Annotated in this window: 18 protein-coding genes; 10 read left to right on the forward strand and 8 right to left on the reverse strand. The window is 66.2% G+C overall.

Annotated elements, in window-relative coordinates:
- Positions 1–15: 15 nt before the first annotated feature.
- The 6 genes from PO605_RS14660 (at position 16) to PO605_RS14685 (ending at position 9,372) form a co-directional block, all read left to right on the forward strand.
- Complete coding sequence (locus tag PO605_RS14660) at positions 16–1,818, forward strand: GspE/PulE family protein (RefSeq protein WP_016445734.1); 1,803 nt, start codon at positions 16–18, stop codon at positions 1,816–1,818.
- A gap of 196 nt (positions 1,819–2,014) precedes the next feature.
- Positions 2,015–2,503 (forward strand): tripartite tricarboxylate transporter TctB family protein, encoded by a 489-nt coding sequence (locus PO605_RS14665; protein WP_016445735.1) that lies wholly within the window; start codon positions 2,015–2,017, stop codon positions 2,501–2,503.
- Between the two features lie 15 nt (positions 2,504–2,518).
- Complete coding sequence (locus PO605_RS14670; protein ID WP_047326576.1) at positions 2,519–4,030, forward strand: tripartite tricarboxylate transporter permease; 1,512 nt, start codon at positions 2,519–2,521, stop codon at positions 4,028–4,030.
- A gap of 153 nt (positions 4,031–4,183) precedes the next feature.
- A complete protein-coding gene (locus tag PO605_RS14675; RefSeq protein WP_016445737.1) occupies positions 4,184–5,500 on the forward strand; it encodes a DUF3422 family protein in 1,317 nt (438 codons plus the stop codon).
- Between the two features lie 140 nt (positions 5,501–5,640).
- The gene (locus tag PO605_RS14680; RefSeq protein WP_016445738.1) at positions 5,641–6,438 is read left to right on the forward strand and encodes an SDR family oxidoreductase; all 798 of its coding nucleotides are present in this window, start codon (positions 5,641–5,643) and stop codon (positions 6,436–6,438) included.
- Positions 6,439–6,621: 183 nt separating this feature from the next.
- Positions 6,622–9,372: a bifunctional diguanylate cyclase/phosphodiesterase gene (locus tag PO605_RS14685; RefSeq protein WP_272206572.1), complete on the forward strand. Its 2,751-nt coding sequence runs from the start codon at positions 6,622–6,624 to the stop codon at positions 9,370–9,372.
- On the opposite strand, the gene PO605_RS14690 is transcribed toward PO605_RS14685, so the two are convergent.
- Entirely contained in the window at positions 9,347–10,258 is a 912-nt protein-coding gene (locus PO605_RS14690) for a DMT family transporter (protein ID WP_016445740.1), read from the reverse strand. The genes PO605_RS14685 and PO605_RS14690 overlap by 26 nt on opposite strands.
- A gap of 141 nt (positions 10,259–10,399) precedes the next feature.
- Here PO605_RS14690 and PO605_RS14695 point away from each other — a divergent pair, with 141 nt between their 5' ends.
- On the forward strand, positions 10,400–11,380 hold the full coding sequence (locus PO605_RS14695) for a quinone oxidoreductase family protein (protein ID WP_047475343.1): 981 nt from the start codon (positions 10,400–10,402) through the stop codon (positions 11,378–11,380).
- Positions 11,377–12,201, forward strand: coding sequence for an NUDIX hydrolase (locus PO605_RS14700; RefSeq protein WP_016445742.1), 825 nt, complete (start codon positions 11,377–11,379; stop codon positions 12,199–12,201). Before PO605_RS14695 ends, PO605_RS14700 begins: the two co-directional genes overlap by 4 nt.
- A 21-nt stretch (positions 12,202–12,222) precedes the next feature.
- Here PO605_RS14700 and PO605_RS14705 read toward each other — a convergent pair whose 3' ends face one another.
- From PO605_RS14705 to PO605_RS14720, 4 genes are all read right to left on the reverse strand, one after another.
- Positions 12,223–13,887: a Na/Pi cotransporter family protein gene (locus PO605_RS14705; RefSeq protein WP_016445743.1), complete on the reverse strand. Its 1,665-nt coding sequence runs from the start codon at positions 13,885–13,887 to the stop codon at positions 12,223–12,225.
- 256 nt (positions 13,888–14,143) lie between these two features.
- Positions 14,144–14,659: a signal peptidase II gene (gene lspA, locus PO605_RS14710; RefSeq protein WP_016445744.1), complete on the reverse strand. Its 516-nt coding sequence runs from the start codon at positions 14,657–14,659 to the stop codon at positions 14,144–14,146.
- A gap of 18 nt (positions 14,660–14,677) precedes the next feature.
- Positions 14,678–17,533, reverse strand: coding sequence for an isoleucine--tRNA ligase (gene ileS, locus PO605_RS14715; protein ID WP_047472764.1), 2,856 nt, complete (start codon positions 17,531–17,533; stop codon positions 14,678–14,680).
- Between the two features lie 105 nt (positions 17,534–17,638).
- On the reverse strand, positions 17,639–18,688 hold the full coding sequence (locus PO605_RS14720; RefSeq protein ID WP_034399628.1) for a bifunctional riboflavin kinase/FAD synthetase: 1,050 nt from the start codon (positions 18,686–18,688) through the stop codon (positions 17,639–17,641).
- 157 nt (positions 18,689–18,845) lie between these two features.
- Here PO605_RS14720 and PO605_RS14725 point away from each other — a divergent pair, with 157 nt between their 5' ends.
- Positions 18,846–19,454, forward strand: a complete 609-nt coding sequence (locus PO605_RS14725) for an HNH endonuclease (RefSeq protein WP_016445747.1) — start codon at positions 18,846–18,848, stop codon at positions 19,452–19,454.
- 9 nt (positions 19,455–19,463) lie between these two features.
- On the opposite strand, the gene PO605_RS14730 is transcribed toward PO605_RS14725, so the two are convergent.
- The 3 genes from PO605_RS14730 to PO605_RS14740 form a co-directional block, all read right to left on the reverse strand.
- On the reverse strand, positions 19,464–20,810 hold the full coding sequence (locus tag PO605_RS14730) for a methyltransferase domain-containing protein (protein WP_047472763.1): 1,347 nt from the start codon (positions 20,808–20,810) through the stop codon (positions 19,464–19,466).
- A 91-nt stretch (positions 20,811–20,901) separates the two neighbouring features.
- Positions 20,902–22,971 (reverse strand): sensor histidine kinase, encoded by a 2,070-nt coding sequence (locus tag PO605_RS14735; RefSeq protein WP_047472762.1) that lies wholly within the window; start codon positions 22,969–22,971, stop codon positions 20,902–20,904.
- Positions 22,959–24,938: a sensor histidine kinase gene (locus PO605_RS14740; RefSeq protein ID WP_047472761.1), complete on the reverse strand. Its 1,980-nt coding sequence runs from the start codon at positions 24,936–24,938 to the stop codon at positions 22,959–22,961. Before PO605_RS14740 ends, PO605_RS14735 begins: the two co-directional genes overlap by 13 nt.
- Positions 24,939–25,106: 168 nt before the next feature.
- On the opposite strand from PO605_RS14740, the gene PO605_RS14745 reads away from it, so the two are divergent.
- Positions 25,107–25,808 (forward strand): response regulator transcription factor, encoded by a 702-nt coding sequence (locus tag PO605_RS14745; protein ID WP_016445751.1) that lies wholly within the window; start codon positions 25,107–25,109, stop codon positions 25,806–25,808.
- The last annotated feature ends 244 nt before the right edge of the window (positions 25,809–26,052 follow it).

Consider the following 26,052-nt stretch of genomic DNA (forward strand, 5'->3'; position numbering starts at 1 on the left):
TTCCGGCCCAACGCCATGTCCGACCCGACCTCCACCGCACAGCCCACAACCGCCGTCGCTCCGCGCAATCCTTCGGGGCCCCTGGACTGGCGCAGGCTGGTGCAGTGGCTGCAGGCCGACGGCGTGATCACGGCCGAAGAGGCCCAGCGCACCGTGGCGCGCTGCTCGCAGGCCGAGAGCACCCAGCACCCGCTGGTCCGGCTGGCCAACGTGGGCGTGGCCCGGGCCGGTGACGGGCGCGCGCTGGACATCGAGGAGCTGACCCAGTACCTGGCGAGCCGCAGCGGCCTGGCCTACCTGCGCATCGACCCGCTGCGCGTGGATGCGGGCCGCGTGGGCGAAATCATGAGCGCCAGCTATGCCGAGCGCCACAAGGTGCTGCCCGTGCAGGTGTCGCCCCAGGAAGTGGTGGTGGCCACGGCCGAGCCGTTCATCGACGACTGGGTGGCCGAGGTCGAGCGCCAGGCGCGCCGCAAGGTGCGCCGCGTGCTGGCCAGTCCGGTGGACCTCAAGCGCTACACGGGCGAGTTCTTCGCCTTGGCCAAGTCGGTGCGCGCTGCCGAGAAGGCCGGCGGTGCGGCCAGCGCGGCCAGCTTCGAGCAGCTGGTGGAGCTGGGCAACAGCAGCAAGCAGCTCGATGCCAACGACCAGGGCGTGGTGCGCGTGGTGGACTGGCTGTGGCAATACGCCTTCGACCAGCGCGCCAGCGACATCCACATGGAGCCCCGACGCGACCAGGGCGTGATCCGCTTTCGCATCGACGGCGTGCTGCATCCGGTCTACCAGGTGCCCATGGGCGTGCTCAACGCCATGGTCTCGCGCGTGAAGCTGCTCGGGCGCATGGACGTGGTGGAAAAGCGCCGTCCCCAGGATGGGCGCATCAAGACCCGCAACCCGCGCGGCGACGAGGTGGAAATGCGCCTGTCCACGCTGCCCACGGCCTTTGGCGAAAAGCTGGTGATGCGGATCTTCGACCCCGACAACACGGTCAAGGACCTGGATGCCCTGGGCTTCACCAGCCATGACGCCCAGCGCTGGAACGAGCTGGTGCGCCGCCCGCACGGCATCATCCTCGTGACCGGTCCCACGGGCTCGGGCAAGACCACCACGCTGTACTCCACGCTCAAGCGCGTGGCCACGGAGGAGGTCAACGTCAGCACCGTGGAGGACCCGATCGAAATGATCGAGCCCAGCTTCAACCAGACCCAGGTGCAGACGCAGCTGGACTTCGGCTTCACCGAGGGACTGCGCTCGCTGATGCGCCAGGACCCGGACATCATCATGGTGGGCGAAATCCGTGACCTGGCCACGGCCGAGATGGCCGTGCAGGCTGCGCTGACCGGCCACCTGGTGTTCTCCACGCTGCACACCAACGATGCGCCCAGCGCCGTGAGCCGGCTGATGGAGCTGGGCGTGCCGCCCTACCTGATCAACGCCACGCTGCTGGGCGTGCTCGCCCAGCGCCTGGTGCGCACGCTGTGCCCGCAATGCAAGCAGCGCGACGAGGAGACTTCGGCCGCCACGCTGGCCGAGGCCGTGCGGCCCTGGAAACTGTCAGGCAGCTACCAGCCCTACAAGCCCGTGGGCTGCGTGGATTGCCGCATGACGGGCTTTCGCGGGCGCATGGGCCTGTACGAGCTGCTGACCGTGAGCGAGGCGCTCAAGCAGCAGATCCACACCTCGCCGTCCATGGATGCGCTGCGCCGCCAAGCCGTGCAGGACGGCATGCGTCCGCTGCGTCTGGCCGGAGCCCTGCGCGTGGCCGAAGGCGTGACCACGCTGCAAGAGGTCATGGCCAGCACGCCCCTGCTGGGCTGACTGGCGGATAAAAACGTAAGTGCCTGCTCTTGCGCAGGCCGTTGCCGATGATGGATGGGGTGCCTGGCATGGGCACCCTTTTTTCCTCATGCGGGTAGGACATGAGGGTATGCCCTTTGTAGGTGGAATCCACATTCGGACACAGTTTTTCTGAACGCAAAATCGCCGGGTCGTGATTCCGTAAGGAGACATTCTCGTGAAAATCAAGAGTCAGAAAGACTTTTTTTCCGGCGTGATGTTTTTGGTTGTCGGCCTCGCTTTTGCGATCGGCGCAACCAACTACACCGTCGGCACCGGTGCCCGCATGGGCCCGGGCTACTTCCCGCTGATCCTGGGTGTGCTGATGTCCATTCTGGGCACGGCCATCTGCTTCTCCGGCCTGACCAAGGGACCCTCCGGCGGTGACAAGATCGGCAAGTGGGCGTGGAAGCAGGTGTTCTTCATCCTGGCCGCGAACTTTGCCTTCGGCATCCTGCTGGTCGGCGTTCCCAATCTGGGCATTCCCCAGTTCGGTCTGATCGTCGCCATCTACGCGCTGGTGTTCATCGCCAGCCTGGGCGGCCATAGCTTCAACTTCAAGGAAGTGGCAATTCTGGCCACCGTTCTTGCCGTAGGCAGCTATGTGGCCTTCGTGTGGGCACTGAATCTGCAGTTCCCCGTCTGGCCCAGCTTCATCACCGGCTAAGCAGGAGCATCGTCCGTGGAACTTTTTCAGAACCTGGCGACCGGCTTCGGCGTCGCCTTCACTTTCCAGAACCTGATCTACTGCTTCGTCGGCTGTCTGCTCGGTACGCTCATCGGCGTGCTTCCAGGCATCGGCCCCGTGGCAACGATCGCCATGCTGCTGCCAGCGACCTACGCCCTGCCTCCGGTGGCGGCGCTGATCATGTTGGCCGGTATCTACTACGGTGCGCAGTACGGTGGCTCGACCACCGCCATTTTGGTGAACCTGCCGGGTGAATCCTCGTCCGTGGTGACCGTGATCGACGGCTACCAGATGGCCAGAAAGGGGCGAGCGGGACCTGCTCTCGCTGCCGCAGGAATCGGCTCGTTCTTCGCAGGCTGCGTGGGCACCGTGATCCTGGCCGCCTTCGCGCCTCCGCTGACGGAAGTGGCCTTCAAGTTCGGCCCTGCCGAGTACTTCTCGCTGATGACCCTGGGCCTGATCGGCGCCGTGGTGCTGGCTTCGGGCTCGCTGCTCAAGGCCATTGCGATGATCGTGCTGGGCCTGCTGCTGGGCATGGTCGGTACCGACGTGAACTCCGGTGTGGCCCGCTACAGCTTCGACATTCCCGAACTGACCGACGGTATCGACTTCGTCGTGATCGCCATGGGCGTGTTCGGCTACGGCGAAATCATTGCCAACCTGTCCAAGCCCGAGGACGAGCGCGAAGTGTTCGCAGCCAAGGTGACGGGCCTGATGCCCACCGCCGAGGACTTCAAGCGCATGCTGCCTGCCATGCTGCGCGGCACGGCCCTGGGTTCTGCCCTGGGTATCCTGCCCGGTGGCGGTGCCATGCTGTCGGCCTTTGCTGCCTACACCATCGAGAAGAAGACCAAGCTCAAGCCGGGCGAAGTCCCCTTCGGCCAAGGCAACATCCGTGGCGTGTGCGCGCCCGAGTCGGCCAACAACGCAGGTTCGCAGACCTCCTTCATCCCGCTGCTGACGCTGGGCATTCCGCCCAACGCCGTGATGGCACTGATGGTGGGCGCGATGACCATCCACAACATCCAGCCGGGCCCGCAGGTGATGACCAGCAACCCCGAGCTGTTCTGGGGCCTGATCGCCTCGATGTGGATCGGCAACCTGATGCTGATCGTCCTGAACCTGCCGCTGATCGGCGTCTGGATCAAGCTGCTGACCGTGCCCTACCGCTGGCTGTTCCCGTCCATCGTGCTGTTCTGCGCGATCGGCGTGTACGGTACCAACAACAACACCTGGGACGTGTGGATGGTGGGTATCTTCGGCTTCGTGGGCTATGTGTTCCACAAGCTGGGCACCGAACCGGCTCCCTTGCTGCTGGGCTTCATCCTGGGCCCGATGATGGAAGAAAACCTGCGCCGTGCGCTGCTGCTGTCGCGTGGCGACTGGAGCGTGTTCGTGACCCGTCCGATCTCGGCCGGCCTGCTGCTCGCCGCCGTGGTGCTGCTGGTGGTGGTGCTGATGCCCGCAGTGAAGAACAAGCGCGAAGAAGCATTCGTCGAGGATTGATCGCCTCAGCGCTGCAACCATGTTGCTTGACGGCCCTTCGGGGCCGTTTTTTTTTGCGTCGACGAGAAATGCACGTGAAAGCTGTTGATCCCGGATGGCGGGAGGACGCAGCGCCCGTGCCTGCACAATAGCGCGCAGTCTTTCGAGGTCACGATGTCCCCACTTCTGTCATCCCAGCACCCGCTGCGCGTGCTGCTGCACAACGAGATCCATGCGCGTCCCGCCGAGGAAATGCAGGCGCCGCTGGCCATCACCCATGTGGTGATGCTCACCGACGCGGCCCAGCGCGAGGCCAGCCGCGCCCATGTGGCCACCCTGCTGCGCAACCACCACCTGCCCCCGCCCGATGCGGCGACCACGCATGTGCTCATCGATCTGGGCGCCTTTCACCTGCGCTGGGAGCTGCACACGGAATTCGTCTGCTGGACCTTCAGCAAGCCCATGTCGCAGGCCGGCATGGACGATGTGCGCGAGCCCGAGGCCGCCATCGACTACGTGCCGCGCGACTGGCTGGCTGCATTGCCTGGCCAGTGCCTGAGCGGCCTGCACCTGTGGGCCTTGCAGGAACAGGCGATCAACGAGCCGCACCTGGTGCGCCACCTGCTGCAGGAAGACACGCTGGTGGGCGCACGTGTGGCCGGCGATGCGGGCAAGGTCTACACGGACTTCGCCATCCATGCCGATGGCTTCTCGCGCATGCTGCTGCTGGCCGGCGAATCGCTGTCGCCGCGCCGCCTGGGGCGGTTGGTGCAGCGCCTGCTGGAGATCGAGACCTACCGCATGGCGGCCTTGCTGGGCCTGCCGGCAGCCCGCCAGGCCGCTGCCGTTCTGGCCACGGCCGAGCGGGACCTGGCGGCCCTGGCCCATTCCATCCGCCTGGCGGACCGCGATGCCGAGCCGGCGCTGCTGGACCGGCTCACGCGCCTGGCCGGGCAGGTGGAGAGCGAGTACGCCACCACGCACTCGCGCTTTTCCGCCAGTGCGGCCTATTTCGAGCTGGTGGATAAGCGCATTCAGGACATCCAGGAATCACGCATCGACGGCATACAGACCATCCGCGAGTTCATGGACCGGCGCCTGACGCCGGCGCGCAGCACCTGCGAATGGGCGGCGCGGCGGCAGAACGCGCTGTCCGAGCGCGTCTCGCGCGTCAGCAGCCTGCTGCGCACGCGCGTGGAGATCGAGCAGCAGCAAAGCAGCCAGCAACTGCTGGGCGCCATGAACCAGCGCCAGGACATGCAGCTCAAGCTGCAGTCCACGGTGGAAGGCCTGTCCGTGGCCGCCATCACCTACTACTTCACGGGCCTGATCAGCTATCTGGCCAAGGGCGCCAAGGCCCTGGGCTGGCCCTGGTCGCCGGAGAGCACGGCCGCCGTCGCCATTCCCGTGGTGGCGCTGGGTGTGTGGTGGTCCTTGCGCAGGCTGCACCACAGGCTGTTCCGTGGCCAGCACGGCGGCGGCGCGCATTGAAGGCAGCGCCAGGGGCTCGCCGGTGTGCCGGCGAGTTCACGTTTTCTCACGTTTGGCGTGAAAGCGTCGAAGCCTCGCGCACAATGTGCGCTGCCGTTCTGCAAGGATCGAGCAAGGTTGTGTTTGTTCAGGAGTGAGACATGGATCTGGGAATCGCGGGCAAGTGGGCCCTGGTATGTGGCGCCAGCAAGGGCCTGGGCTTTGGCTGTGCCAAGGCGCTGGCGCAAGAGGGTGTGAACCTGGTGATCAATGCGCGCAATCCCGAGGCCCTGCAGGAGGCCGCGGCCAGCCTTGCGGCCCTCGCGCCGCAGGTGAAGGTGCTGGCCGTTGCCGCCGACATCACCACCGAGGAAGGCCGTGCCGCCGTGCTGTCGGCCGCCGGCGGCCCGGGCGTGGATTTCGATATCGTCATTACCAATGCGGGCGGCCCGCCTCCCGGCGATTTCCGTGACTGGGACCGCGCGGCCTGGCTCAAGGCCGTGGACGCCAACATGCTCACGCCCATCGAGCTGATCAAGGCCACGGTGGACGGCATGGCGGCACGCGGCTTCGGCCGCATCGTCAACATCACGTCCAGCGCCGTGAAGGCGCCCATCGACATCCTGGGCCTGTCCAACGGCGCGCGCAGCGGCCTCACGGGCTTTGTGGCGGGCCTGGCGCGTAGCGGCATCGCGGCCAAGGGCGTGACCATCAACAACCTGCTGCCCGGCAAGTTCGACACCGACCGCCTGCGCACCACCTTCACGGCCGCCGCCAACAAGAGCGGCAAGAGCCTGGACGATGTGCGCCTGGTGCAGCAATCCCAGGTGCCGGCGCGCCGCTTCGGCACGCCCGATGAATTCGGCGCCATCTGCGCCTTCCTGTGCAGCGCCCACGCAGGCTACATGACGGGCCAGAACATCCTGCCCGACGGCGGCCTGTACGCAGGAACCTTCTGATGCGCCAGGGCACTGCGACCATGACCGCCTCCGGAGCATGCAAGCCCCGGACAGTGCCAGGCATGGCCGCGCAGTTGCAAACGGGCGGCGGACAGGGGCGGTCTTGAAAACCCCGGCCCTGCATTGCGGCCAGCGGCCTCGCCGCAGCCTGCCCATGTCGCATGCCATGCAGGGAGCCGGGAGATGAGCGAACTGTCCCACCAGACGGACTGGTCGCAGGCGATTGCAGGCCCCTCCGCGCGCCCGGCGGCTGCGCTCAGTCCCCCAGGCATGCGCCATACCCTGGGCCTGATGCTCGTGCTGCTGACGGTGGCCCTGGCGGCCGCCGTCGTCTGGCTGCTCAGCGGCATGCGCACCACCGCGCAGGAAGAGGCATCGCTGCGCCTGGTACGCTTTGTGCTCGGTACCGAGGCGGCCATCAGCCGCAGCCTTGAATCCCTGGACGCACTGGCCATGGGGGTGGATGAATGGCTGGGTTCGCGCGATCACGCATCGGCCTCGCAGCCGCAACTTCAGGAGATGCTGCACGCCATGGAGCGGCAGAACACGCTGGCGCGCCGCGCCTCCGTGCACGACTCCAAGGGCCGCGAGCTGGCGGCTTCGGGCGATGGCCTGGCCATTGATCTGCCGGCCCAGGCCTGGGAGCGCCTTGCGGCCCAAAGCCGCTCAGAATTGCTGGCCAGCCCGCCCTCCTTGGCGCCGCAGCCGCCGGGCGGCGAGCGCATGCTCTATCTGGTGCGCCCGCTGAGCCGTGCGCAGCAGGGTGGCTATGTGCTGATGCAGGTGCCGGTGGCGGCGCTGGGCGCGGTGCTGGCCCAGGGCGGCGTGCTGGACGGACTGGAAGTCACGCTGGAGCAGGGCAGCGGCGAGCTGCTGCTGTCCATGCCCCCCTACGGCGAGGCCTCGGCTGCGCGGTTGCTGCCGGCGACATCGCAGTTGGCGTCCAGCGGCGTCATGCCCATGGCCGCACGCCTGAGCCGCGTGCCCGCCCTGGTGGCCGCGCATCCGCTGCCCAAGGGCAATCTGTGGGTCACGGCCAGCCTGCCCATGTCCTCCGTGCTGGCGGGCTGGCGTGTGGCGGCCTGGCTGATGGTGCTGGCCGTGATGATCTTCGGCGTGCTGCTGGCCATACTGGGCTGGACGGTCCACCGCTACATGGACCGCCTGCATGCCGCGCGCCGTCAGGCACAGCGCTCCGAGCAATGGCTGGACCAGGCGCTGGACAGCATGGTCAGCGGCTTTTTGCTGCTGGATTCACAGCAGCGCGTGCTTCGCTGGAATCGCTGTTACGAGGAGATGTTTCCATGGCATGCGGATCAGCTGGAGCCCGGCCGGCCCCTGCAATCCCTGCTGGATGCCAGCCCCAGCGCGGTGGGTCTGGTGGCGGCGCCGGAGCAGATCGATGAGGCGAAGGACCTGCACCGGCAACTGGTGCTGCGTCCTGGCGTCCCCCTGGAGCAGCAACTGGCCAGCGGCCGTTTCGTGCAGATGACGGCGCGCCCGGCTGCCGAGGGCGGCGTGGTCATCACCTACAACGATGTCACCGATATCCGGCTGGCCACGGCCGAGATCGAAAGCCTGGCCTTCTACGATCCTCTGACCAGCCTGCCCAATCGCCGCCTGCTGCTGGATCGCCTGGCCCAGGCCACGGTGCTGGCTGCGCGTGAAGGCTGGACCGGGGCGCTGCTGTTCCTGGACCTGGACCAGTTCAAGATGCTCAACGACACGCTGGGCCATGAAGTGGGCGACCAACTGCTGCAGCAGGTGGCGCACCGGCTGCGCAGCGCCGTGCGCTCTTCGGACACGGTGGCGCGCCTGGGGGGCGATGAATTCGTGGTCATGCTCTGCGAGCTGTCGCACGAGCCTGCCGAGGCGGCCACGCTGGCCCAGCGCATTGGCGAGAAGATCCTGGCGCGGCTCAACCAGTCCTATGTGCTGGGTGCCCACCTGCACCGCAGCGCCTGCAGCATTGGCGCCACGCTGTTCGGCCGCCAGCCGCAGTCGGCGGCCGAGCTGCTCAAGCAGGCGGACATCGCCATGTACCAGATCAAGGCGCGCAACGGCAGCGGCCTGTGCTTCTTCGATCCGCAGATGCAGGTGGAGATCCACCAGCGCGTGCGCATGGAGGGCGACCTGCGCCAGGCCCTGGCGCAGTCCCAGTTCGAGCTGCACTACCAGCCCCAGTTCACGCTGGCAGGCGAGGTCATCGGTGCCGAAGCCCTGCTGCGCTGGCGCCACCCCGAGCGCGGCCTGGTGCCGCCCGGCATGTTCATCGCCGTGGCTGAGGAAAGCGAGATCATCGTGCCGCTGGGCATGTGGGTGGTGCGCACGGCCTGCGAGCAGCTGGCTGCCTGGCAAAAGGATGCGCGGCTGCGCCATCTGCAGGTGGCCGTGAATGTCAGTGCCCGCCAGTTCCGCCACCAGGACTTTGCCTCCCAGGTCATCGAGCAGGTGCGCAGCGCAGGCATCGCCCCCCATCTGCTCAAGCTGGAGCTGACCGAGTCGCTGGTGATCGAGAACGTGCAGGAGTCCATCGCCAAGATGAAGCAGCTGCGCAGCCATGGCGTGTGCTTTTCCATGGACGACTTCGGCACAGGCCATTCCTCGCTGACCTACCTCACCCAGCTGCCGCTGAACCAGCTCAAGATCGACCAGTCCTTCGTGCGCCACCTGGGCATGCGCCATACCGACGATGTGATCGTGCAGACCATCATCGGCATGGCTCGCAACCTCAACCTGGATGTGATCGCCGAAGGCGTGGAAACGCTGGAGCAGCGCGCCCTGCTGGCGCACTACGGCTGCGAGTACTTCCAGGGCTATCTGTTCAGCCCGCCCGTTCCCATCCGCGCGTTCGAACAGCTGCTGGCCAAGGTGCCCGTGCGCACCGCGGCACACGGCCTGCCCAAGGCTATCCCCGGCGCGAAGACACCATGATGCCGCCCACGATGAGTACGAACGCCAGGCCGTGGTACAGGCGCGGCGCTTCGCCCAGCAGCGCGATCGACAGCAGGGCGGTGAACAGCGGGATCAGATTGCCGAAAAAGCCCGCCACGGCCGGGCTGCTGCGCTGCACGCCCAGCCCCCAGAAACGGTAGGCCAGGATGGCCGGGCCCAGGGCGATGAATAGCAGTGCCCCGCCCAGAGGCCAGCCCCACTGAATGTGGAACTGGCCCATGGCCATCTCGCCGCCCGTGAACAGGCCGGACCAGACCAGGCCGAAGACCATCTGGGCCAGCAAAAAGCCTGCCCAGTCCGAGCGCAGCCGCTGCGGGACCTGCGCCTTGGACAGCAGCCAAGTGTAGAGGGCCCAGACCATGGTGGCCAGCACCATGAACAGATCGCCGGGCACGAGCTGCAGATGCAGCAGCAGCTCGGGATCTCCGCGCGACAACACCACGGCCACGCCCAGCATCGACAGCAGTGCGCCCAGCAGTTGGCGCCGGCTGACGGGAATGCCCCAGACGATGCGGCCCAGGGCCAGCATCCACACCGGCATGCTGGAGCTGACCAGGGTGACGTTCAGCGGCGTCGAGGTCTTGAGCGCCAGATACAGCAGCGCGTTGTAGCAGCCGATGCCAAGCAGGCCCAGCACGGCGAACTGCCGCCAGTGGCTCCAGGTGCCGCTGCTGCGGCCCAGTGCCCATCCTGCCAGCGGCACAAGCAGGACAAAGGCAATGGCCCAGCGCAGGAAGTTCAGCGCAAACGGCGAGATCAGGTCATGGACCAGGCGACCCACGATGGCGTTGCCGGCCCACAGCAGGGGCGGCAGCGTCAGGATGGCGGCGGTGGACAGCTTCAGCGGCGGGCTCGTGTGGCTCATAGGCCCGCCACTATAGGTGCTGCGAACGCTCTTTGCCGGCCTTGCGCCAGTCCTGTGCGGGCCCGGTGCAGCGTCTTGCGCGTGGCCTCCCGAAACATGGCACGATGCCGCTCTTGTTGGTTTTTTGCAGGAGTGCATCCCATGGGTATTGCAGTGCAGATCCGCCACAACGGCGGCCCCGAAGTCCTGGAGCTGGTGCAGGTCGCCGTGGGCGAGCCCGGGCCGGGCCAGGTGCGCATACGCCACCATGCGGTGGGCCTGAACTTCATCGATGTCTACCAGCGTTCGGGCCTGTACTCGCTGCCCATGCCCTTGAACCTGGGCATGGAGGGCGCAGGCGTGGTCGAGGCCGTGGGAGAGGGCGTGCAGCACCTGGGCGTGGGCGACCGCGTGGCCTATGCCAGCAATCCGCCGGGCAGCTACAGCGAAGTGCGTGTCATGCCCGCCATGTGCGTGTGCCGCCTGCCCGACGCCATCGCGTTCGAGACGGCTGCCGCCATGATGCTCAAGGGCCTGACGGCCCAGTACCTGCTCAAGAAATGCATTCCGGTGGAGGGCCTGGCACCGGGTGATGCCGTGCTGTTCCATGCGGCGGCCGGTGGCGTGGGCCTGATTGCCTGCCAATGGGCCAGGGCCATGGGCCTGCAGCTCATCGCCACGGCAGGCTCGGACGAGAAGTGCGCGCTGGCCCTGGCCAACGGCGCGGCCCATGCCATCAACTACCGCAGCGAGAACTTCGCCGAACGCGTGCAGGAAATCACGGGCGGCCAGGGCGTGAAGGTGGTCTACGACAGCGTGGGCAAGGACACCTGGGAAGGCTCGCTGGCCTGCCTGCGGCGCTTTGGGCTGATGGTCAGCTTCGGCAACGCATCCGGTCCCGTGGCGCCTTTCGCTCCTGCCGTGCTGGCGGCCAAGTCGCTGTATGTGACGCGCCAGACCCTGTTCTCCCACATCACCAGTCGCGAGGCCACCCAGGCCATGGCCGACGATTTGTTCGCCGTGGTGGAAAGCGGTGCCGTGAAGATCCACATCGACCAGCGCTATCCGCTGGCCGAGGTGCGCCAGGCCCATCTGGACCTGGAGGCACGCAGGACCACGGGCTCCACCATCTTGCTGCCATGAACGGGGAAAAGAGCCCAGCCGACCCAGGCGTGCAGGCATGGCTGAACCGGGTGCGTGCCGCAACCCGCCAGCCTGCGCTGCAGCCGCGCCGGCCGCTTCAGGTGGCGGCAGAGGAAATCGGTTCGCTGGAAGATGGGCTGGCTGCGCAGTTGCCGGACGGGGTGATGCAGGCCCATGGCGTGGCGCTGCGGCAGCAGGCCGGCCACTGGCACCTGCAGGGCGAAGGTGATGCCACGGCCCTGCTCAACGCCCTGGCACGCGTGCTGCGAGCCTGCGGCCACAGCGGCCCCTGGCGCAATGAGCAACTGGCCGTGTGCAACGTGCAGGGTCAGCGCATTGGCACCGTGGAGCGTGGCGCCGTGCGTCCGCTGGGCATTGCCACCCTGGCCGTGCACCTGGTGGGCGAGACGGCCGACGGCCGCATCTGGGTGCAGCAGCGCGCCGACAGCAAGCCCACCAACCCCGGCATGTGGGACACGCTGATGGGCGGCATGGTGGCCGCGCACGATACCCTGGAACAAGCCGTGCAGCGTGAAACCTGGGAAGAGGCCGGCCTGCGCGTGGGCGAGCTGCAGGGCCTGCGCCATGGCGGCCACGTACTGTTCGAGCGCCCCAGCGACGAGGCCGAGGGCCGTGGCTTCATGCGCGAACGCATCGACTGGTTCAGCGCCACCGTGCCGGCTGCGCTGGAGCCCAGCAACCAGGATGGCGAGGTGCAGGCCTTTGCACTGATAGAGCGCGACCAGCTCGTGCAATGGCTGCTGCAGGACCGCTTCACGCCCGAGGCCGCCCAGGTGCTGGCGGCCTGGCTGGGCTGGTGAACGGGCAAGGCTTGCGGCGCCTCAGCGCGCCGCCTTGTCCAGCGCCGATTCCTTGAGCCGGCTGGGCGCCAGGGCGCCGGCCGATTCCAGGATGGGATAGGCCACAGAGCACAGCAGCGAGTTGATGCGCTTGAGGTCGCTGATGAGGTCGATGTGCAGCGAGCTGGTCTCTATGCTGGAGACGGTGTTGTCGGACAGGCGGGCCAGGTGGGTGGCCGAGTAGGCCAGTTCCAGATCGCGAAAGCGCGCCTTTTCCTCCAGCAGCTTCTGGGCCTCGCGCACATTGCCATTGAGAAAGACGCTCATGGCCAGGCGCAGGTTGTCCAGCAGGTGGTGCAGCAGCTCGCGGATCTCCTGCGTGCCGGCCTCGGAAAACTGGCGGCCCTTCTTGATCTTCTTGTCCTCGATGTCCAGCAGCACGCGCTCGATGATGTCCCCGATCTGCTCCATGTTGATGGTGAAGCTGATGATTTCGGTCCAGCGCTGGCCCTCGCGTTCGTCGAGTTCGGCGCGCGAGATCTTGGTCATGTAGTACTTGATGGCCGAGTACAGGTCGTCCACCGTGCCTTCGAGTTCGCGCAGCTCCTGGGACAGCTTGAGGTCGTCGGTCTCCAGCACGCGCTGCATGCCGATCAGCATGGACTCGACCATGTCGGCCTGGTGCAGGGCCTCGCGCGCGGCGCAGGAAATGGCCAGCGACGGCGTGCTCAGCGCCGAGGGGTCCAGGTGGCGGGGCCGCAGCAGGCTGGTGGAACTGGCCTCGGGCTTGGGCAGCAGGGCCGTCACCCAGCGCGCCACGGTCTGCGTCAGGCCGATGAAGCACAGGCTGTTGAAGATGTTGAAGGCCAGGTGGAACAGCACGATGTTCTGGCCCTTGCCGTCGATCAGCGGCATCACATAGGTGGCCCACAGCCCCAGGAAGGGCGCCACGATGGCCACGCCCATGATCTTGAACAGCATGTTGCCGATGGTGACCTGGCGCACTTCCACGCTGGACTTGGCCGTGGTCAGCACGGCCACCAGGCCGCTGCCGATGTTGGCGCCCAGCGTCAGGCCCAGCGCCACTTCCATGGGAATCGCGCCCGAGCTGGCCATGGCCGCGATCAGCAGCACGATGGCCAGGCTGGAATAGGCCATCACGGCCAGCAGCGCACCCAGCAGCAGCTCCATGAAGATGTCGCTGGTGACAGAGGCCAGCAGGGTGCGCACGGCGGGGGCTTCCAGCAGCGGCTCGGTGGCATCGACCACCAGGCGCAGGGCCAGCAGCATCACGCCCAGGCCGATGAGCACGCGGCCTATGCGCCCGGCCGTGGTGTCCTGGCGCGTGATGAACAGCACCACGCCGACAAAGATGAACAGCGGCGACAGCCAGGACAGGTCGGTGGAGAACAGCACGGCCATCAGCGCCGTGCCCACGTCGGCGCCGCGCATCACGGCCAGCGCGGCCGGCAGCGAGATCAGGCCCTGGCCCACGAAGGCCGAGGTCATCAGCGAGGTCGCCGTGCTCGACTGCACCAGCGCAGTCACGCCCAGGCCGGACAGCGCGGCCGAGAAGCGGTTGCTCATGCTGTGGGCGAGCAGGTTGCGCAGGTTGGCGCCGAACACCCGCAGCACGCCGGTGCGGACCATGTGCGTGCCCCAGACCAGCAGGGCGATGGCGGCCAGTAGATTGAGTAAGTGCTTCATGTGCTGTGAGCGGAGAAGCGGACCAATATAACCCCGGTCCCGGCTTGCGCGCAGGAGAGTCGGCCGCATGAGCGCACAGTTTGGTGCGAAATAAGGAAAATTGTAGAAATAAAACGAATCGAAAAGAATTTCGGTTGACCCAAAACGCACTCAGGAAAACCCGAGGAAAACCCGCCGGCATGCAGCCGGTGGCCCCCTCAATGAAAAAGCCCCTCGCAAGAGGGGCTGGCGGCGGCGGCTCCGGTTGCGGCAGGGATCAGGCGCCCTTGGCCCGCCGTGCGCGCAGCACCTCGTCCAGGATCAGCAGGGCCGCGCCCACGCTGATGGCGATGTCGGCCGCATTGAAGGCCGGAAAGTGCGAACGGCCCCAGTAGAAGTCCAGGAAGTCCACCACGTAGCCGTGCTGCAGGCGGTCCACCACGTTGCCGATGGCACCGCCCAGGATGCTGGCCAGCGAGAAGCAAAACAGCTTCTGCCCCGGATGCTTGCGCAACTGCCAGACGATGAGCAGCGTGGCCGCCGCGCCGATGCCCACGAACAGCCAGCGCTGCCAGCCACCGGCTCCAGCCAGGAACGAGAAGGCCGCCCCCGTGTTGTGGGCCCGCACGATGTTGAAAAAGCCCGTGATCGGCGTCCAGTCGCCCAGCTGGTAGGCATCAAGGATCCACTGCTTGGTGAGCTGGTCGATGGCGATGATCGCCAGCGACCAGGCCAGCCAGGGCCAGATGCGGCGGCTGCGGGATTCGGGGACTGCGGCAAAGCTAGGGGTCATGGCAGCGCCTCGGTGGGATTACGCCTTGCGGCGCTCTTCGCCGGCACCGTGCAGGTTGCTGTCGCAACGGCCGCACAGGCTGGGGTGCTCGGGATTGATGCCCACGTCGGCACGGTAGTGCCAGCAGCGGTCGCACTTGGCATGGCTGCTGGGTGTGACGGCGGCCTGCAGCGTCTCGCCCGCCAGGGCCTCGGCGGCCGAGGTGATGAAGACGAACTTCAGGTCGTCGCCAAGGCTTTGCAGCAGGGCCAGGTCTTCGGGCTGCGCCGAGACACGGACTTCGGCCTGCAGCGAGGAGCCGACCCGGCCTTCGGTGCGCACGGCCTCGATGTCCTTGTTCACCACGTCGCGGATCTCGCGCAGGCGGGCCCACTTGGCCAGCAGGGCCTCGTCGCCGGCCGGCAGGTCGGTGTAGGTCTCCAGGAAGATGGACTCGCTGTCGCCGAAGACCTTCCAGGCCTCTTCGGCCGTGAAGGACAGGAAGGGCGCCATCCAGCGCAGCATGGCGTGCGTGATCTGGTGCAGCGCGGTCTGGGCGCTGCGGCGGGCCAGGCTCTTGGGCGCGCTGGTGTACAGGCGGTCCTTGAGCACGTCCAGGTAGAAGCCGCCCAGGTCTTCCGAGCAGAACAGCTGCAGCTTGGCCACCACGGGGTGGAATTCGTAGACCTTGTAGTGGGCCAGCAGCTCGGCCTGGAACTGGGCCGCGCGGGCCAGGGCCCAGCGGTCGATTTCCAGCAGATCTTCGGTGGCAACCGAGTCTTTCGCCGCGTCGAAGTCGCTGACGTTGGCCAGCAGGAAGCGCAGCGTGTTGCGGATGCGGCGGTAGGCGTCCACCACGCGGGCCAGGATCTTGTCGTCGATGCCCAGGTCGCCCGAGTAGTCGGTCGAGGCCACCCACAGGCGGATGATCTCGGCGCCCATCTTGTTGCTCACGTCCTGCGGGGCGACGGTGTTGCCCAGCGACTTGGACATCTTCTTGCCCTGGCCGTCCACGGTGAAGCCGTGGGTCAGCAGGCCGCGGTAGGGCGCGCGCCCGAAGATGGCCGAGGCCAGCAGCAGCGAAGAATGGAACCAGCCGCGGTGCTGGTCATGGCCTTCCAGGTAAAGGTCGGCCTCGGGGCCCTGGTCGTGGTGCATGTCGGCGTGCGTGCCGCGCATCACATGCCAGAAGGTGGAGCCGGAGTCGAACCAGACTTCGAGGATGTCGGTGCTCTTGGTGTAGTGCACGGCTTCCTCTGCGCCCAGGATGTCCTCGGCCGTCACGCGGCTCCAGGCCTCGATGCCGCCTTGCTCGACCATGGCGGCGGCCTGGTCGATGATCTCCATGGTGCGCGGATGCAGTTCGCCGCTGTCCTTGTGCAGGAAGAAGGGCAGGGGCACGCCCCAGCTGCGCTGGCGCGAGATGCACCAGTCGGGCCGGCCGGCGATCATGTCGCGCAGGCGGGTCTTGCCGTTCTCCGGGTAGAACTGGGTGTGCTCGATGGCTTCCAGCGCGATCTGGCGCAGCGTCTGCGCGGGCTTGTCACCGGGCTTGGTGAACACGCCCTCGCCCTCATCCATGCGGATGAACCACTGGGCGGCGGCGCGGTAGATCACCGGTGTCTTGTGGCGCCAGCAGTGCGGGTAGCTGTGGGTGATGGTCGTGGTATCCAGCAGGCGGTCGCCCAGCTTGAGCGCGTCGATGATGACGGGGACGGCCTTCCAGATGTGCTGGCCGCCGAACAGCGGCAGCTCGGGTGCGTAGACGCCGTTGCCCTGCACGGGGCTCAGGATGTCATCGCGCGTCATGCCGTTGTTCATGCAGCTGTTGAAGTCGTCCACGCCGTAGGCGGGGGCCGAGTGCACGATGCCGGTGCCGTCATCGGCCGTGGCGTAGTCGGCCAGGAACACGGGCGAGACGCGGTCAAAGCCCTTGTCCACGTGGGCCAGCGGGTGCTTGAACTGCAGGTGGTCCAGCTTCCTTCCCACGGCGGTGGCAAGGACCTGGCCTTCGAGCTTCCAGCGTGCCAGGCATTTGTCGACCAGGGCGGAGGCCACGATCAGCAGGCCGCGCTCGGTATCCACCAGGCTGTATTCCAGCTCGGGGTTGACGTTGAGCGCCTGGTTGGCAGGGATGGTCCAGGCCGTCGTCGTCCAGATGACGATGAAGGCGGGCTTGGCCAGCGAGGTCAGCCCGAAGGCGGCCGCCAGCCTGTCGGGCTCGGCCGTGGGGAACATCACGTCCAGCGTCTGGCTTTGCTTGTCGGCGTACTCGATCTCGAACTCGGCCAGCGAGGAGCCGCAGTCAAAGCACCAGTACACCGGCTTGAGGCCGCGGTAGACGAAGCCGCGCTCCATGACGCGCTTCAAGGCGCGCAGCTCGGCGGCCTCGTTGGCGTAGTTCATGGTCTTGTAGGGATGGTCCCAGTCGCCGAGCACGCCCAGGCGCTTGAAGTCCACCATCTGCTGGGCGATCTGCTCGGTGGCGAATGCACGGCTCTTGGCCTGCATCTCGTCGCGCGGCAGATTGCGGCCATGCAGCTTTTCGATGGCGTTCTCGATGGGCAGGCCGTGGCAGTCCCAGCCCGGCACGTACATGGCGTCGAAGCCCTCGAGCTGGCGGCTCTTGACGATCATGTCCTTGAGCGCCTTGTTCACCGCATGGCCGATGTGGATCTTGCCGTTGGCGTAGGGCGGGCCGTCGTGCAGGATGAACTTGGACGCACCGTGGCGCGCATCGCGCAGCTTCTTGTAGATGCCCTTGTCCTCCCATTCCTGGACCCAGCCCGGCTCGCGCTTGGGCAGATCGCCGCGCATGGGGAAGGGCGTGTCGGGCATGTTCAGCGTGGCGCGATAGCCCGCATTGGCGTTGGGAGAGACTTTCGAATCAGACATGGAGAACCTTGAAAGCAGGCCAGAGCCCGGACCGTCTGGTCCAGGCACGGGAAAAAGGGGAGGAAGCCTGGTGCGCACCCGCGCCCGGGCAGGTGACGGAGATCGTCAAATTCGGTCGCGCGTGGTCTGGCGACGGGTCTCGGTGTAGATGGGTGTGTGGATGGTGGCGAAGAACGCGCGCGCGTCATCGCAGTCCTTGGCGATGCCGGCGGTGAGGGCGTCGAGACTGTCGTACTTCAGCTCGTCGTGCAGTTTGTGCAGAAGTTCCACACGGATGATTTTACCGTAGGCCTCTTCGCCACCCGGCGCGCCGGGCCAATCGAGGCAGTGGGTTTCCAGCAGGACGCGCCCGCCGTTGACATCCGTCGGGTCCAGGGAAGGGCGCACACCGAGGTTGGCCACGCCGCGCAGAGGACGCTCATGCAGTCCGTGGACCAGTACCGCGAAGATGCCGCTGGCCGCGGGCTTCCAATGGTTGAAGCGCAGGTTCAGCGTTCGAAAGCCGTCGCCCGCGCCCTGGCGGCTTTCGGCCAGGCTGCGGCCCAGCTTGCGCCCGTGGACCACATGGCCGGAGATGGTGTAGGGATGACCCAGCAGCCGCGCCGCATCCTGCATGCGCCCCTCGGCCAGGGCGCAGCGCACATGGGTGCTGGACACGCGCAGGCCATGCACTTCGTAGCTGTTCATGCGGGCCACGTCAAAGCCCTGGCGCTGGCCTGCCGCGTCCAGCATGGCGTAGTCGCCCGCGCGCTGGGCGCCGAAGCGGAAATCGTCGCCGACCAGCACGTATTTCGCGCCCAGGCCGGCCACCAGCACCTCATCGATGAAGGCCTGGGGCGCCTGGCTGGCCAGCGCCCGGTTGAAGGGCAGCACCACGGTCTGGTCCACGCCGCAGCGCTGCAGCTCCGACAGCTTGTCGCGCAGCGTGCCTATGCGCGCCGGCGCGATCTCGGGCCGGCCCAGGGCCTGGGCGAAGTAGTCGCGCGGATGGGGCTCGAAGGTCAGCACGCAGGTGGGCACGCCACGCTGGGCAGCTTCAGCCGACAGCAGGGCCAGCATGGCCTGGTGACCCCGGTGAACACCATCGAAATTGCCGATGGTGACGGCGCAGGCCGGTTCTCGCCCTGGATGGTTGAAGCCTCGAAAAATCTTCATGGGACGCTTTGTTTTCAATAGCGGCTGGCACGCGCGCAGCCAGCGCAGGCTGTCAATCCGACACGGAAACAGAGTATATTGCCTCGATAAGGCCTGCCTTGCAGGCCCTGTGCACTGGCTGCATTCCCGTTCACCTTGGTGTCAGAGGAGGCGTGTCGTGAAGGTCTTGAAGCTGTCGGCCCAAGGGCTGCCCCAATCCTGGATTACGCTGGAGCAGGCGGCGCTGCATTACGCGGCGGACGATGTGCGCTGGGAGTCCGGCGGGGAAGTCGCCTGTTTCCGCGGTGGCCACAATGCCGTCACGGGCTGCCAGTCGGTCATCCACATCAACAGCATCATCGGCACGCGCGGTGCGCCCTCCATCAATCCGCACAGCCTGCAGCCGGGCCTGACCAACGGCAAGCTGTTCGCACGCGACCGCTGCATCTGTGCCTACTGCGGCCGGGTCTTCCACGAAAACGACCTCACGCGCGAACACATCGTGCCCATCTCCGCAGGTGGCGGCCATCACTGGATGAATCTGGTGACTGCCTGCCGTTCCTGCAACCACCGCAAGGGCGCCCGCACGCCTGAACAGGCGCGCATGCCCCTGCTCTACACGCCCTATGTACCCAGCCTTTGGGAAGACTTCATCCTGCGCAACCGGCGGATTCTGGCGGACCAGATGGAGTTTCTGCTGCTGCACGTGCCCAGAAGCTCGCGCTGGGCGCGCGATAGCCTTGTCGGGGACGGTGGTGCGCCCACGCACGAGGTGGCGTGGGCTTGATGAGAACTGTCAGGCAGCGGTCTTGGTTGCGGTCACGACGAAGCCCTGAACCGGTTGCCCGCCTTCCTGCCGCAGCACCAGTTCCTCGGTCGATACGCTGAAGCCCGCTTGCTTGCACAGTGCTTCGATATGGCTGCGCTTGTGGGCGTAGCGTTGGCTGTTTTGCAGCACCAGGTCGGGGCCGTCTTCTGGCGCAGTTTCGCAGGAGAAGATGAATTCGCCACCCGTCTTCAGAATGCGCGCCGCATTGGGGATGACCGTAGCTGCATCGCCAACGTAGATCAGTACATCGAGGCAGGTGATCACGTCATACTCGCTGTCCGGAGTGTCGCGCAGGGCATCCAGCAGGCTCACGTTGTGGAAACGGTCATAGATGCCATGCCGTGCCGCCTGTTCGATCATTTTCACGGAACTGTCCACGCCGATCAGGAAGCCCTGCATGGAGCCCAGACAGACACCCAGCAGGCCTGTGCCACAGCCCAGGTCCAGCAGGTTAAAGTCCTTTTCTGGATTGCGCGCGACCAACTGTTCTGCGACGCGTTTGGGCAGCTGGTAGCCGAGGCCACGCACCATGTGCATATCGTATTGCTCGGCCATTCCGTCGAACAAGGGCCTGTGCATCTCAACAGGCTGGTGGGCCGGGGTGTCGCCCCGGGCCAGGGCTGCGTAGTAGATCAGCGTGGCATCCTCGGGGGATCGTTCCTGCAGCATGCGGATGTCAGGCAGTGCCGCAGCAGGCTCGCCGCGTGCGATGCAGGCCTTGATTCGGCCAATGCGCAGTGACGGCTGCTCGGGCTGCTCCTGTACCAGGGCGTCCCAGATCTGCCCTGCCTCGGCGTGTTGCTGCAGGCTGCTCAGATCGTTGGCCAGATACTGGCGCAGCATGGTGTCGCCGGGAAATAGCTCCAAGCCTCTGCGCAGGTGCTCCACGGCCATTGCGGTATGACCGGCGCGGTGGGCGATGTCCACCACGCCTGCCAGTACCTGCGGATTTCCAGGCTCGATGCGCGCCACTTTCTCAGCCAGTTCCAGAGCAGAATCGAATTGGCTGCGACGAGCCCGATAGAGCGCGGTTTCCAGCAGGCCTGGTCCCCACATGGGCGCCAGTTCGAGGCAGCGTTCGAATGTCTCTTCGGCTTTGGCGTGATTGCCGGCTTTCTCCGCCATCAGCGCCGCCAACATGAAGACGCGTGCGTCGTTCGGCATCTGGCGCTGGGCCTTGTTCAGGGTCTGTGCGGCTTTCTTCAGATTGCCTTGCTCAATCTGTTGGCGGGCCGCTTCCAGATGCTTGCGATTGATGTCGACGGGGGTAGAGATAACGCTCATGGACAGAAAAATAGGTGTGCGCGGGCGCATGGGCCGGAGGTGGCTTGGAGCACGCGTTCCAAACAGGGATTGCGCCAGTGGCTAACTTTTCATTATCGTGGATTCTCCAGGGCGCCTTGTTTCAAGCTGCTGTCTGCAAGGTTTTGAACTGCGCAGCGGCAGCGGGATGCGGCGGCAGCGTGAGCGTGAAGCTCGTGCCGCCCTCCGGTGAAGGTGCCGCCTGTATGTCGCCGCCATGCAGTCGCGCAATGCGCCGGGCGACCCACAGGCCCAGGCCGAAGCCGCGGGCCTGGTCGGAGCGGTGGCCGCGCTCGAAGCGCTCGAATATGCGCAGCGCCAGCTCGGGCGCCAGGCCTGGGCCCTGATCGCTGACGGTGAGTTCCAGCTGACCACGGTCGTCGGTGCGCGCACGCACGGTGATTTCTCCGGCCTTGGCGTACTTCACGGCGTTGTCCACGAGGTTGGACAGTGCGATGCGGATGAGCGTGGAGTCGCACTCCCAGATGGCGGGCGCCTGCGCGCTGTCCAGGCGCAGACGGTGGCGGCGAGACCAGTGCACGAGCTGCGCGGCATCATCGACCAGCTCCATGACGGGAGCGCGGTGCAACTGCAGCCTGAAGGCGGGAGCGTCCAGGCGGTCGCTGATCAGGCAGTTGTCCACCAGGGCCGTGAGGCGTCTGCAGGCGCGCCGGATCTGGGCGGCGCGTTCGAGCTGGGAGTCGATGTCGGGGGAGGGAAAGGAAAGTTGCTCGGTGGCGGCACTGTCCACCACGGCCAGCGGCGTGCGGAACTCATGGTTGACCATGTTGAAGAACTGCCGCTGCTCCAGTCGCAGCGTGCGTTCGCTGTGCAGCGCCGCTTGCAGCGCGTTCTGCGCCCGCAGCAGCTCGGCCGTGCGCAGCCGCACGCGCTCTTCCAGCGCATGCTCGGATTTGGCCAGGGATTCGAGCAGTTGTGCCTGGCGTGCCATGGAGTCCCGGAATTTCTGGATCAGGCTGGCGCCGACGGCCACGGTGATCACGATGTTGACCAGCAAGGTGTTGAGCTGCCAGAAAACGCTGGTCTCTATGGTGGGCAGGCTGGCAAGGCCCACATAGGCTGCCGTCACATACAGTCCCATGAGCCCGTACATGGTGCTGGGAACGACCATCAGCACATGGACCAGGCTGGCACGATCGCGCAGCAGATTGCTCCATGCGACCACCGCAAACAGCGCGCTGATGGCCCAGGGCGCGCCGACCCCTATCCAGGCCCAGTCCTGGTAGCGGCCGAGCGGTATGCTTGGCAGGCACAGCAACGGGATGATTCCCAGGGCGACCAGGGCCCGGTCCATGCGCCGCCAGCGTGTGTCGCGGGTCAGCAGCTCGCGCATCTGCCAGGCCAGGGCGGCGGGAAGCATCAGGGTGCCAAGGCTGACGCACAGATGGCCCCAGTGCGCCAGATGGTCGGGCAGCCAGATCTGCAGGTAGCCCCGGTCGCTGGCGCCGTGTATCAGTACGGCGATGGCTGCCACGGCCATGGCGGCAAGTTTGCGCAACCGCAAGGCCAGGGCTGCCCCGATGATCAGCAGGGCCAGCATGAGGTTGATGCCCTGGTGGATGCCCGATGCCCATTCCACGGCCGAGAACTGCGTCATCAGACCGCTGCTGCGCCAGATCGTGGCGTCCAGCTGCATGGGGCTTGAGGTCTGCACGCGCAGGATGAAGGGCTGGTCCGTGTGCAGCGGAAACACGAGCTGGCGCACATGGACCCGTGGTTCGCCGGTTGCCGTATCGCCGCTGCTGCGCATGCGCCAGGCGCCGTCCATGTACTGGTACAGCGCGACCTGGTCCAGGTAGCTGGGCAGGATCTCCAGCCACAGAGGGTCATGCTCGGGGTCGATCTTCCCGGCCGCGATATAGGGAGCCTGCACCTTGAGCCAATACACATCGCGCGTGTAGCCCTTGTTCAGCGGTGTGTCGAGCGCGGTGAAGTCCGTATCGGGCAGGGCTGCCACCTGGTCGATGGTGAGGCTGCCCTGCGCATCGACAAGCGCCAGCATGGGCAGGTCCGTGCCCAGCTGCAGGCGCTTGGCTGGAAGGGACTGCCAGGCCGGACTGAGGATGAAGCAGACCACCAGCACCAGCGAAAATACCAGCCAGCCCGGCAGCGCCAGACGGTTCATGACACGCAGCAGGCTCAGGATACGCATGGCGAGGCGGGCTGTGTTGCAGCTGTGGCAAGGCCGCTGTCTTCGGGAATGCTGCAGGGCAGCGTCAGCATGAAGCAGGTGCCTCCGCCCGCAGCTGGCGTGACCTGCACATCGCCGCCATGCATCTGGGCCACGCGCCGGGCCACCCACAGGCCCAGGCCGAAGCCTCGGGTCTGGTCCGAGCGCTCTCCGCGCTCGTGCAGCTCGAAGATGCGCTGCGCCAACTCGGGCGCCAGGCCAGGGCCCTCGTCGCTGACGGTGAGCTCCAGCCGGCCCTGCCCGTCCAGGCGGGCACACACGGCGATTTCGCCGGCCTGGGCGTATTTCACGGCGTTGTCCACGAGGTTGGACAGGGCGATGCGCACCAGCGTGGGATCGCACTGCCAGGAGGCGGGGATGCCGGCAGTCTCCAGCCTCAGATGATGGCGGCGCGACCAGTGCACGAGCTGTACGGCATCGTCGATCAGGTCCGTCACCGGAACCCGGTCGAGCTGCAGCCGGAACGCAGGCGCGTCCAGGCGGTCGCTGACCAGGCAGTTGTCCACCAGGGCCGTGAGGCGCCTGCAGGCACGCCGGATCTGGGCGGCCCGCTCCAGTTGGGAGTCGATGTCGGTGGACGGAAAGGTCAACTGCTCCGTGGCCGCGCTGTCCACCACGGCCAGCGGCGTGCGGAATTCATGGTTGACCATGTTGAAGAACTGGCGCTGCTCCAGCCGCAGGGTGCGCTCGCCATGCAATGCGGCCTGCAGCGCGTTCTGTGCATGCAGCAGCTCGGCCGTGCGTGTGCGTACCCGGCCTTCGAGCGCGTGCTCGGAACGGGCCAGCGACTCCACCAGTTGCGCCTGCCTGTCCATGGAGTTCTGGAATTTCTCGACCAGGCTGGCGCCCACGGCAATGATGATGAGGATGTACAGCAGCAGCGATTCCAGTTGCCAGTACATGCCGGCTTCGATGTCGGAGGACACCAGCCCCGTGAACGCTGCAGCCACGTGGATGCCCATGACCGCATGCAGCGTGTAGGGAATCAGCACCAGCAGGTTGACGATGCTGGGGCCCTGGCGGAGCAGGTTCTTCCAGGCCACCAGAGCGCTCAGCATGCTGGCCATCCAGGGGACGCTGACTCCTAGCCAGGCCCATTGCGTGTAGTGCCCCATGGGAATGCTGAGCAAGGCCAGCAGCGGCGCCAAGGTCAGCAGCACCAGCATGCGGTCGATGCGACGCCAGATCGTGCCGCGCGTCAAGGTCTCGCGTGCCTGCCAGGCAAAGGCGGCAGGCAGCAGGAAGACGCCCACGCTCACCCAGATATCCGCATGCGGCGCCCAGGGCTCGGGCAGCCACAGCTGGGCATAGCCGCGCACATTGGCGTTGTGGGTCAGAACCACGAACGCCAGCAGCGTCATGGCCATCAGGCTGCGCATGCGAAGGGCCAGGGCTGCGCCGGCGATCAGCAAGGTCAGCACCAGGTTCACGCCCTGGTGCACCCCCGAGGCCCACTCCACGCTGGACAGCCAGGCCATCAGCCCCGTGCTGCGCCAGACCGTGGCGTACAGCTGCATGGCGCTGCTGGTCTCGATGCGCAGCACAAAGGGCTGGCCGGCGCGCAGTGGAAACACCAGCTGGCGCACATGGATGCGCTGGGCCATGGGCACCGTGTCACCGCTTTCGCGTGCCTGCCACAGGCCATTCGCCTGCTGGTAGAGCGTGACCCTGTCCAGATAGGTGGGCGTGATCTCCAGCCACAGCGGATCATTGCCGGCCAGCGCACTGGCGGGTGCGAGGGCAGGCATGGCAACCCTCACCCAGTAAGGCTGGCGGGTATAGCCCTCGTTCAGAGGCGTGCGCCGGGTTTCGAAGGCATCATCGGGCAGGGCCGCGACCTGTTCAATGGTCATGCTGCGGCCCGCATCGGCAAGCACCTGCATCGGCAGGTCCTTGCCCAGACGCAGTCCCTTGTCAGGGGGAGACATGGTTGCCGGGCTCAGCACGAAAAATGCGAGCAGCCCGAGCGATACCGTGATCCATGCAATAAAAGTAAATTTTTGTGTGTTTCTCTGAACTGTGAGCATTCGAGAGTGTTCGTGCATGGCGGCGGACGTTCACCCCAATGAAAATCCGCGCACCAATAGGCAAACATCATGCAGCAGACACTAGAGCCATCGATCGAGTTCACCGTCGCCGTCGTAGAGGACGACGAGGATATTCGTATCAATGTGTGTCGATTTTTAACAAAGTCTGGCCTGCATGCCTGGGGCACGGATTCTGCAGAAGACTTCTACATAAAGCTACTGCGCGAAAAGGCAGATCTGGTCGTCGTCGACCTGGGTCTGCCCGGCGAGGACGGGTTGAGCCTGGTCAAGCGCCTGGCCGAGCAGGAGATCCCCGTGGTGGTGCTCACGGCACGCGGCGATCTGGACAGCCGCATTGCCGGCCTCAATGCCGGCGCGCTGCAGTACTTCGTCAAGCCCACCGACATGAACGAGCTGGTGGCCGGCATCCGCTCCCAGCTTCGCCGCAACACCGGTCAGCCGGGCAGGGCGTCCGCCCCATTCCTGACCTGGCGCCTTGACCCCCTGTCGGCCTGCATGGTCGCACCCAACCACCAGATCATTGCCCTGACCAGCCGCGAGCTGGAATTGCTCGGCTGCCTGATGGCAACCCCCGGGACCATGGTGTCCAAGCAGACCCTGATCGAGGCCATGGGCTATGCCGATGTGGATGACGGTTTTCATCGCATTGAATCGCAGCTGACGCGGCTTCGCCGCAAGACCCTGGATATCTCCGGGCTGGCCCTGCCGGTGAGGGCCGTGTTCGGTCGAGGGCTGGTGTTCGTGCCTTAGGCGCCTTTTTCTTCTCCATTTCAGCTTTTTGAACCGCTGCCGTCCGGGCATGCGGAAGGGATTCGTTCGCCCATTTTTTTGCTGCAAAAGCGCGTGCGCGTGATTGGGCGGCTTGGTGCTGGCGGTGTGCGCAGGCGGGCGGCGTGGGCCGTCGGAGTTTTCAACCGTGATCAAACACACATGAAGAGAGGAATGGTATGGCGAGACAGAGTTTGCATATCCGGCCCACAGGGCCGCGCATGAA

This window comes from Delftia sp. DT-2 (assembly GCF_028401915.1).
Classification (GTDB): domain Bacteria; phylum Pseudomonadota; class Gammaproteobacteria; order Burkholderiales; family Burkholderiaceae_C; genus Comamonas; species Comamonas tsuruhatensis.

Coding starts and splice junctions, on each gene's coding strand:
- PO605_RS14660 (WP_016445734.1), top strand. CDS start 16: ATGTCCGACCCGACCTCCACCGCACAGCCCACAACCGCCGTCGCTCCG.
- PO605_RS14675 (WP_016445737.1), top strand. CDS start 4,184: ATGTCCCCACTTCTGTCATCCCAGCACCCGCTGCGCGTGCTGCTGCAC.
- PO605_RS14680 (WP_016445738.1), top strand. CDS start 5,641: ATGGATCTGGGAATCGCGGGCAAGTGGGCCCTGGTATGTGGCGCCAGC.
- PO605_RS14685 (WP_272206572.1), top strand. CDS start 6,622: ATGAGCGAACTGTCCCACCAGACGGACTGGTCGCAGGCGATTGCAGGC.
- PO605_RS14690 (WP_016445740.1), bottom strand. CDS start 10,258: ATGAGCCACACGAGCCCGCCGCTGAAGCTGTCCACCGCCGCCATCCTG.
- PO605_RS14695 (WP_047475343.1), top strand. CDS start 10,400: ATGGGTATTGCAGTGCAGATCCGCCACAACGGCGGCCCCGAAGTCCTG.
- PO605_RS14700 (WP_016445742.1), top strand. CDS start 11,377: ATGAACGGGGAAAAGAGCCCAGCCGACCCAGGCGTGCAGGCATGGCTG.
- PO605_RS14705 (WP_016445743.1), bottom strand. CDS start 13,887: ATGAAGCACTTACTCAATCTACTGGCCGCCATCGCCCTGCTGGTCTGG.
- lspA (WP_016445744.1), bottom strand. CDS start 14,659: ATGACCCCTAGCTTTGCCGCAGTCCCCGAATCCCGCAGCCGCCGCATC.
- ileS (WP_047472764.1), bottom strand. CDS start 17,533: ATGTCTGATTCGAAAGTCTCTCCCAACGCCAATGCGGGCTATCGCGCC.
- PO605_RS14720 (WP_034399628.1), bottom strand. CDS start 18,688: ATGAAGATTTTTCGAGGCTTCAACCATCCAGGGCGAGAACCGGCCTGC.
- PO605_RS14730 (WP_047472763.1), bottom strand. CDS start 20,810: ATGCGCCCGCGCACACCTATTTTTCTGTCCATGAGCGTTATCTCTACC.
- PO605_RS14735 (WP_047472762.1), bottom strand. CDS start 22,971: ATGCGTATCCTGAGCCTGCTGCGTGTCATGAACCGTCTGGCGCTGCCG.
- PO605_RS14740 (WP_047472761.1), bottom strand. CDS start 24,938: ATGTCTCCCCCTGACAAGGGACTGCGTCTGGGCAAGGACCTGCCGATG.
- PO605_RS14745 (WP_016445751.1), top strand. CDS start 25,107: ATGCAGCAGACACTAGAGCCATCGATCGAGTTCACCGTCGCCGTCGTA.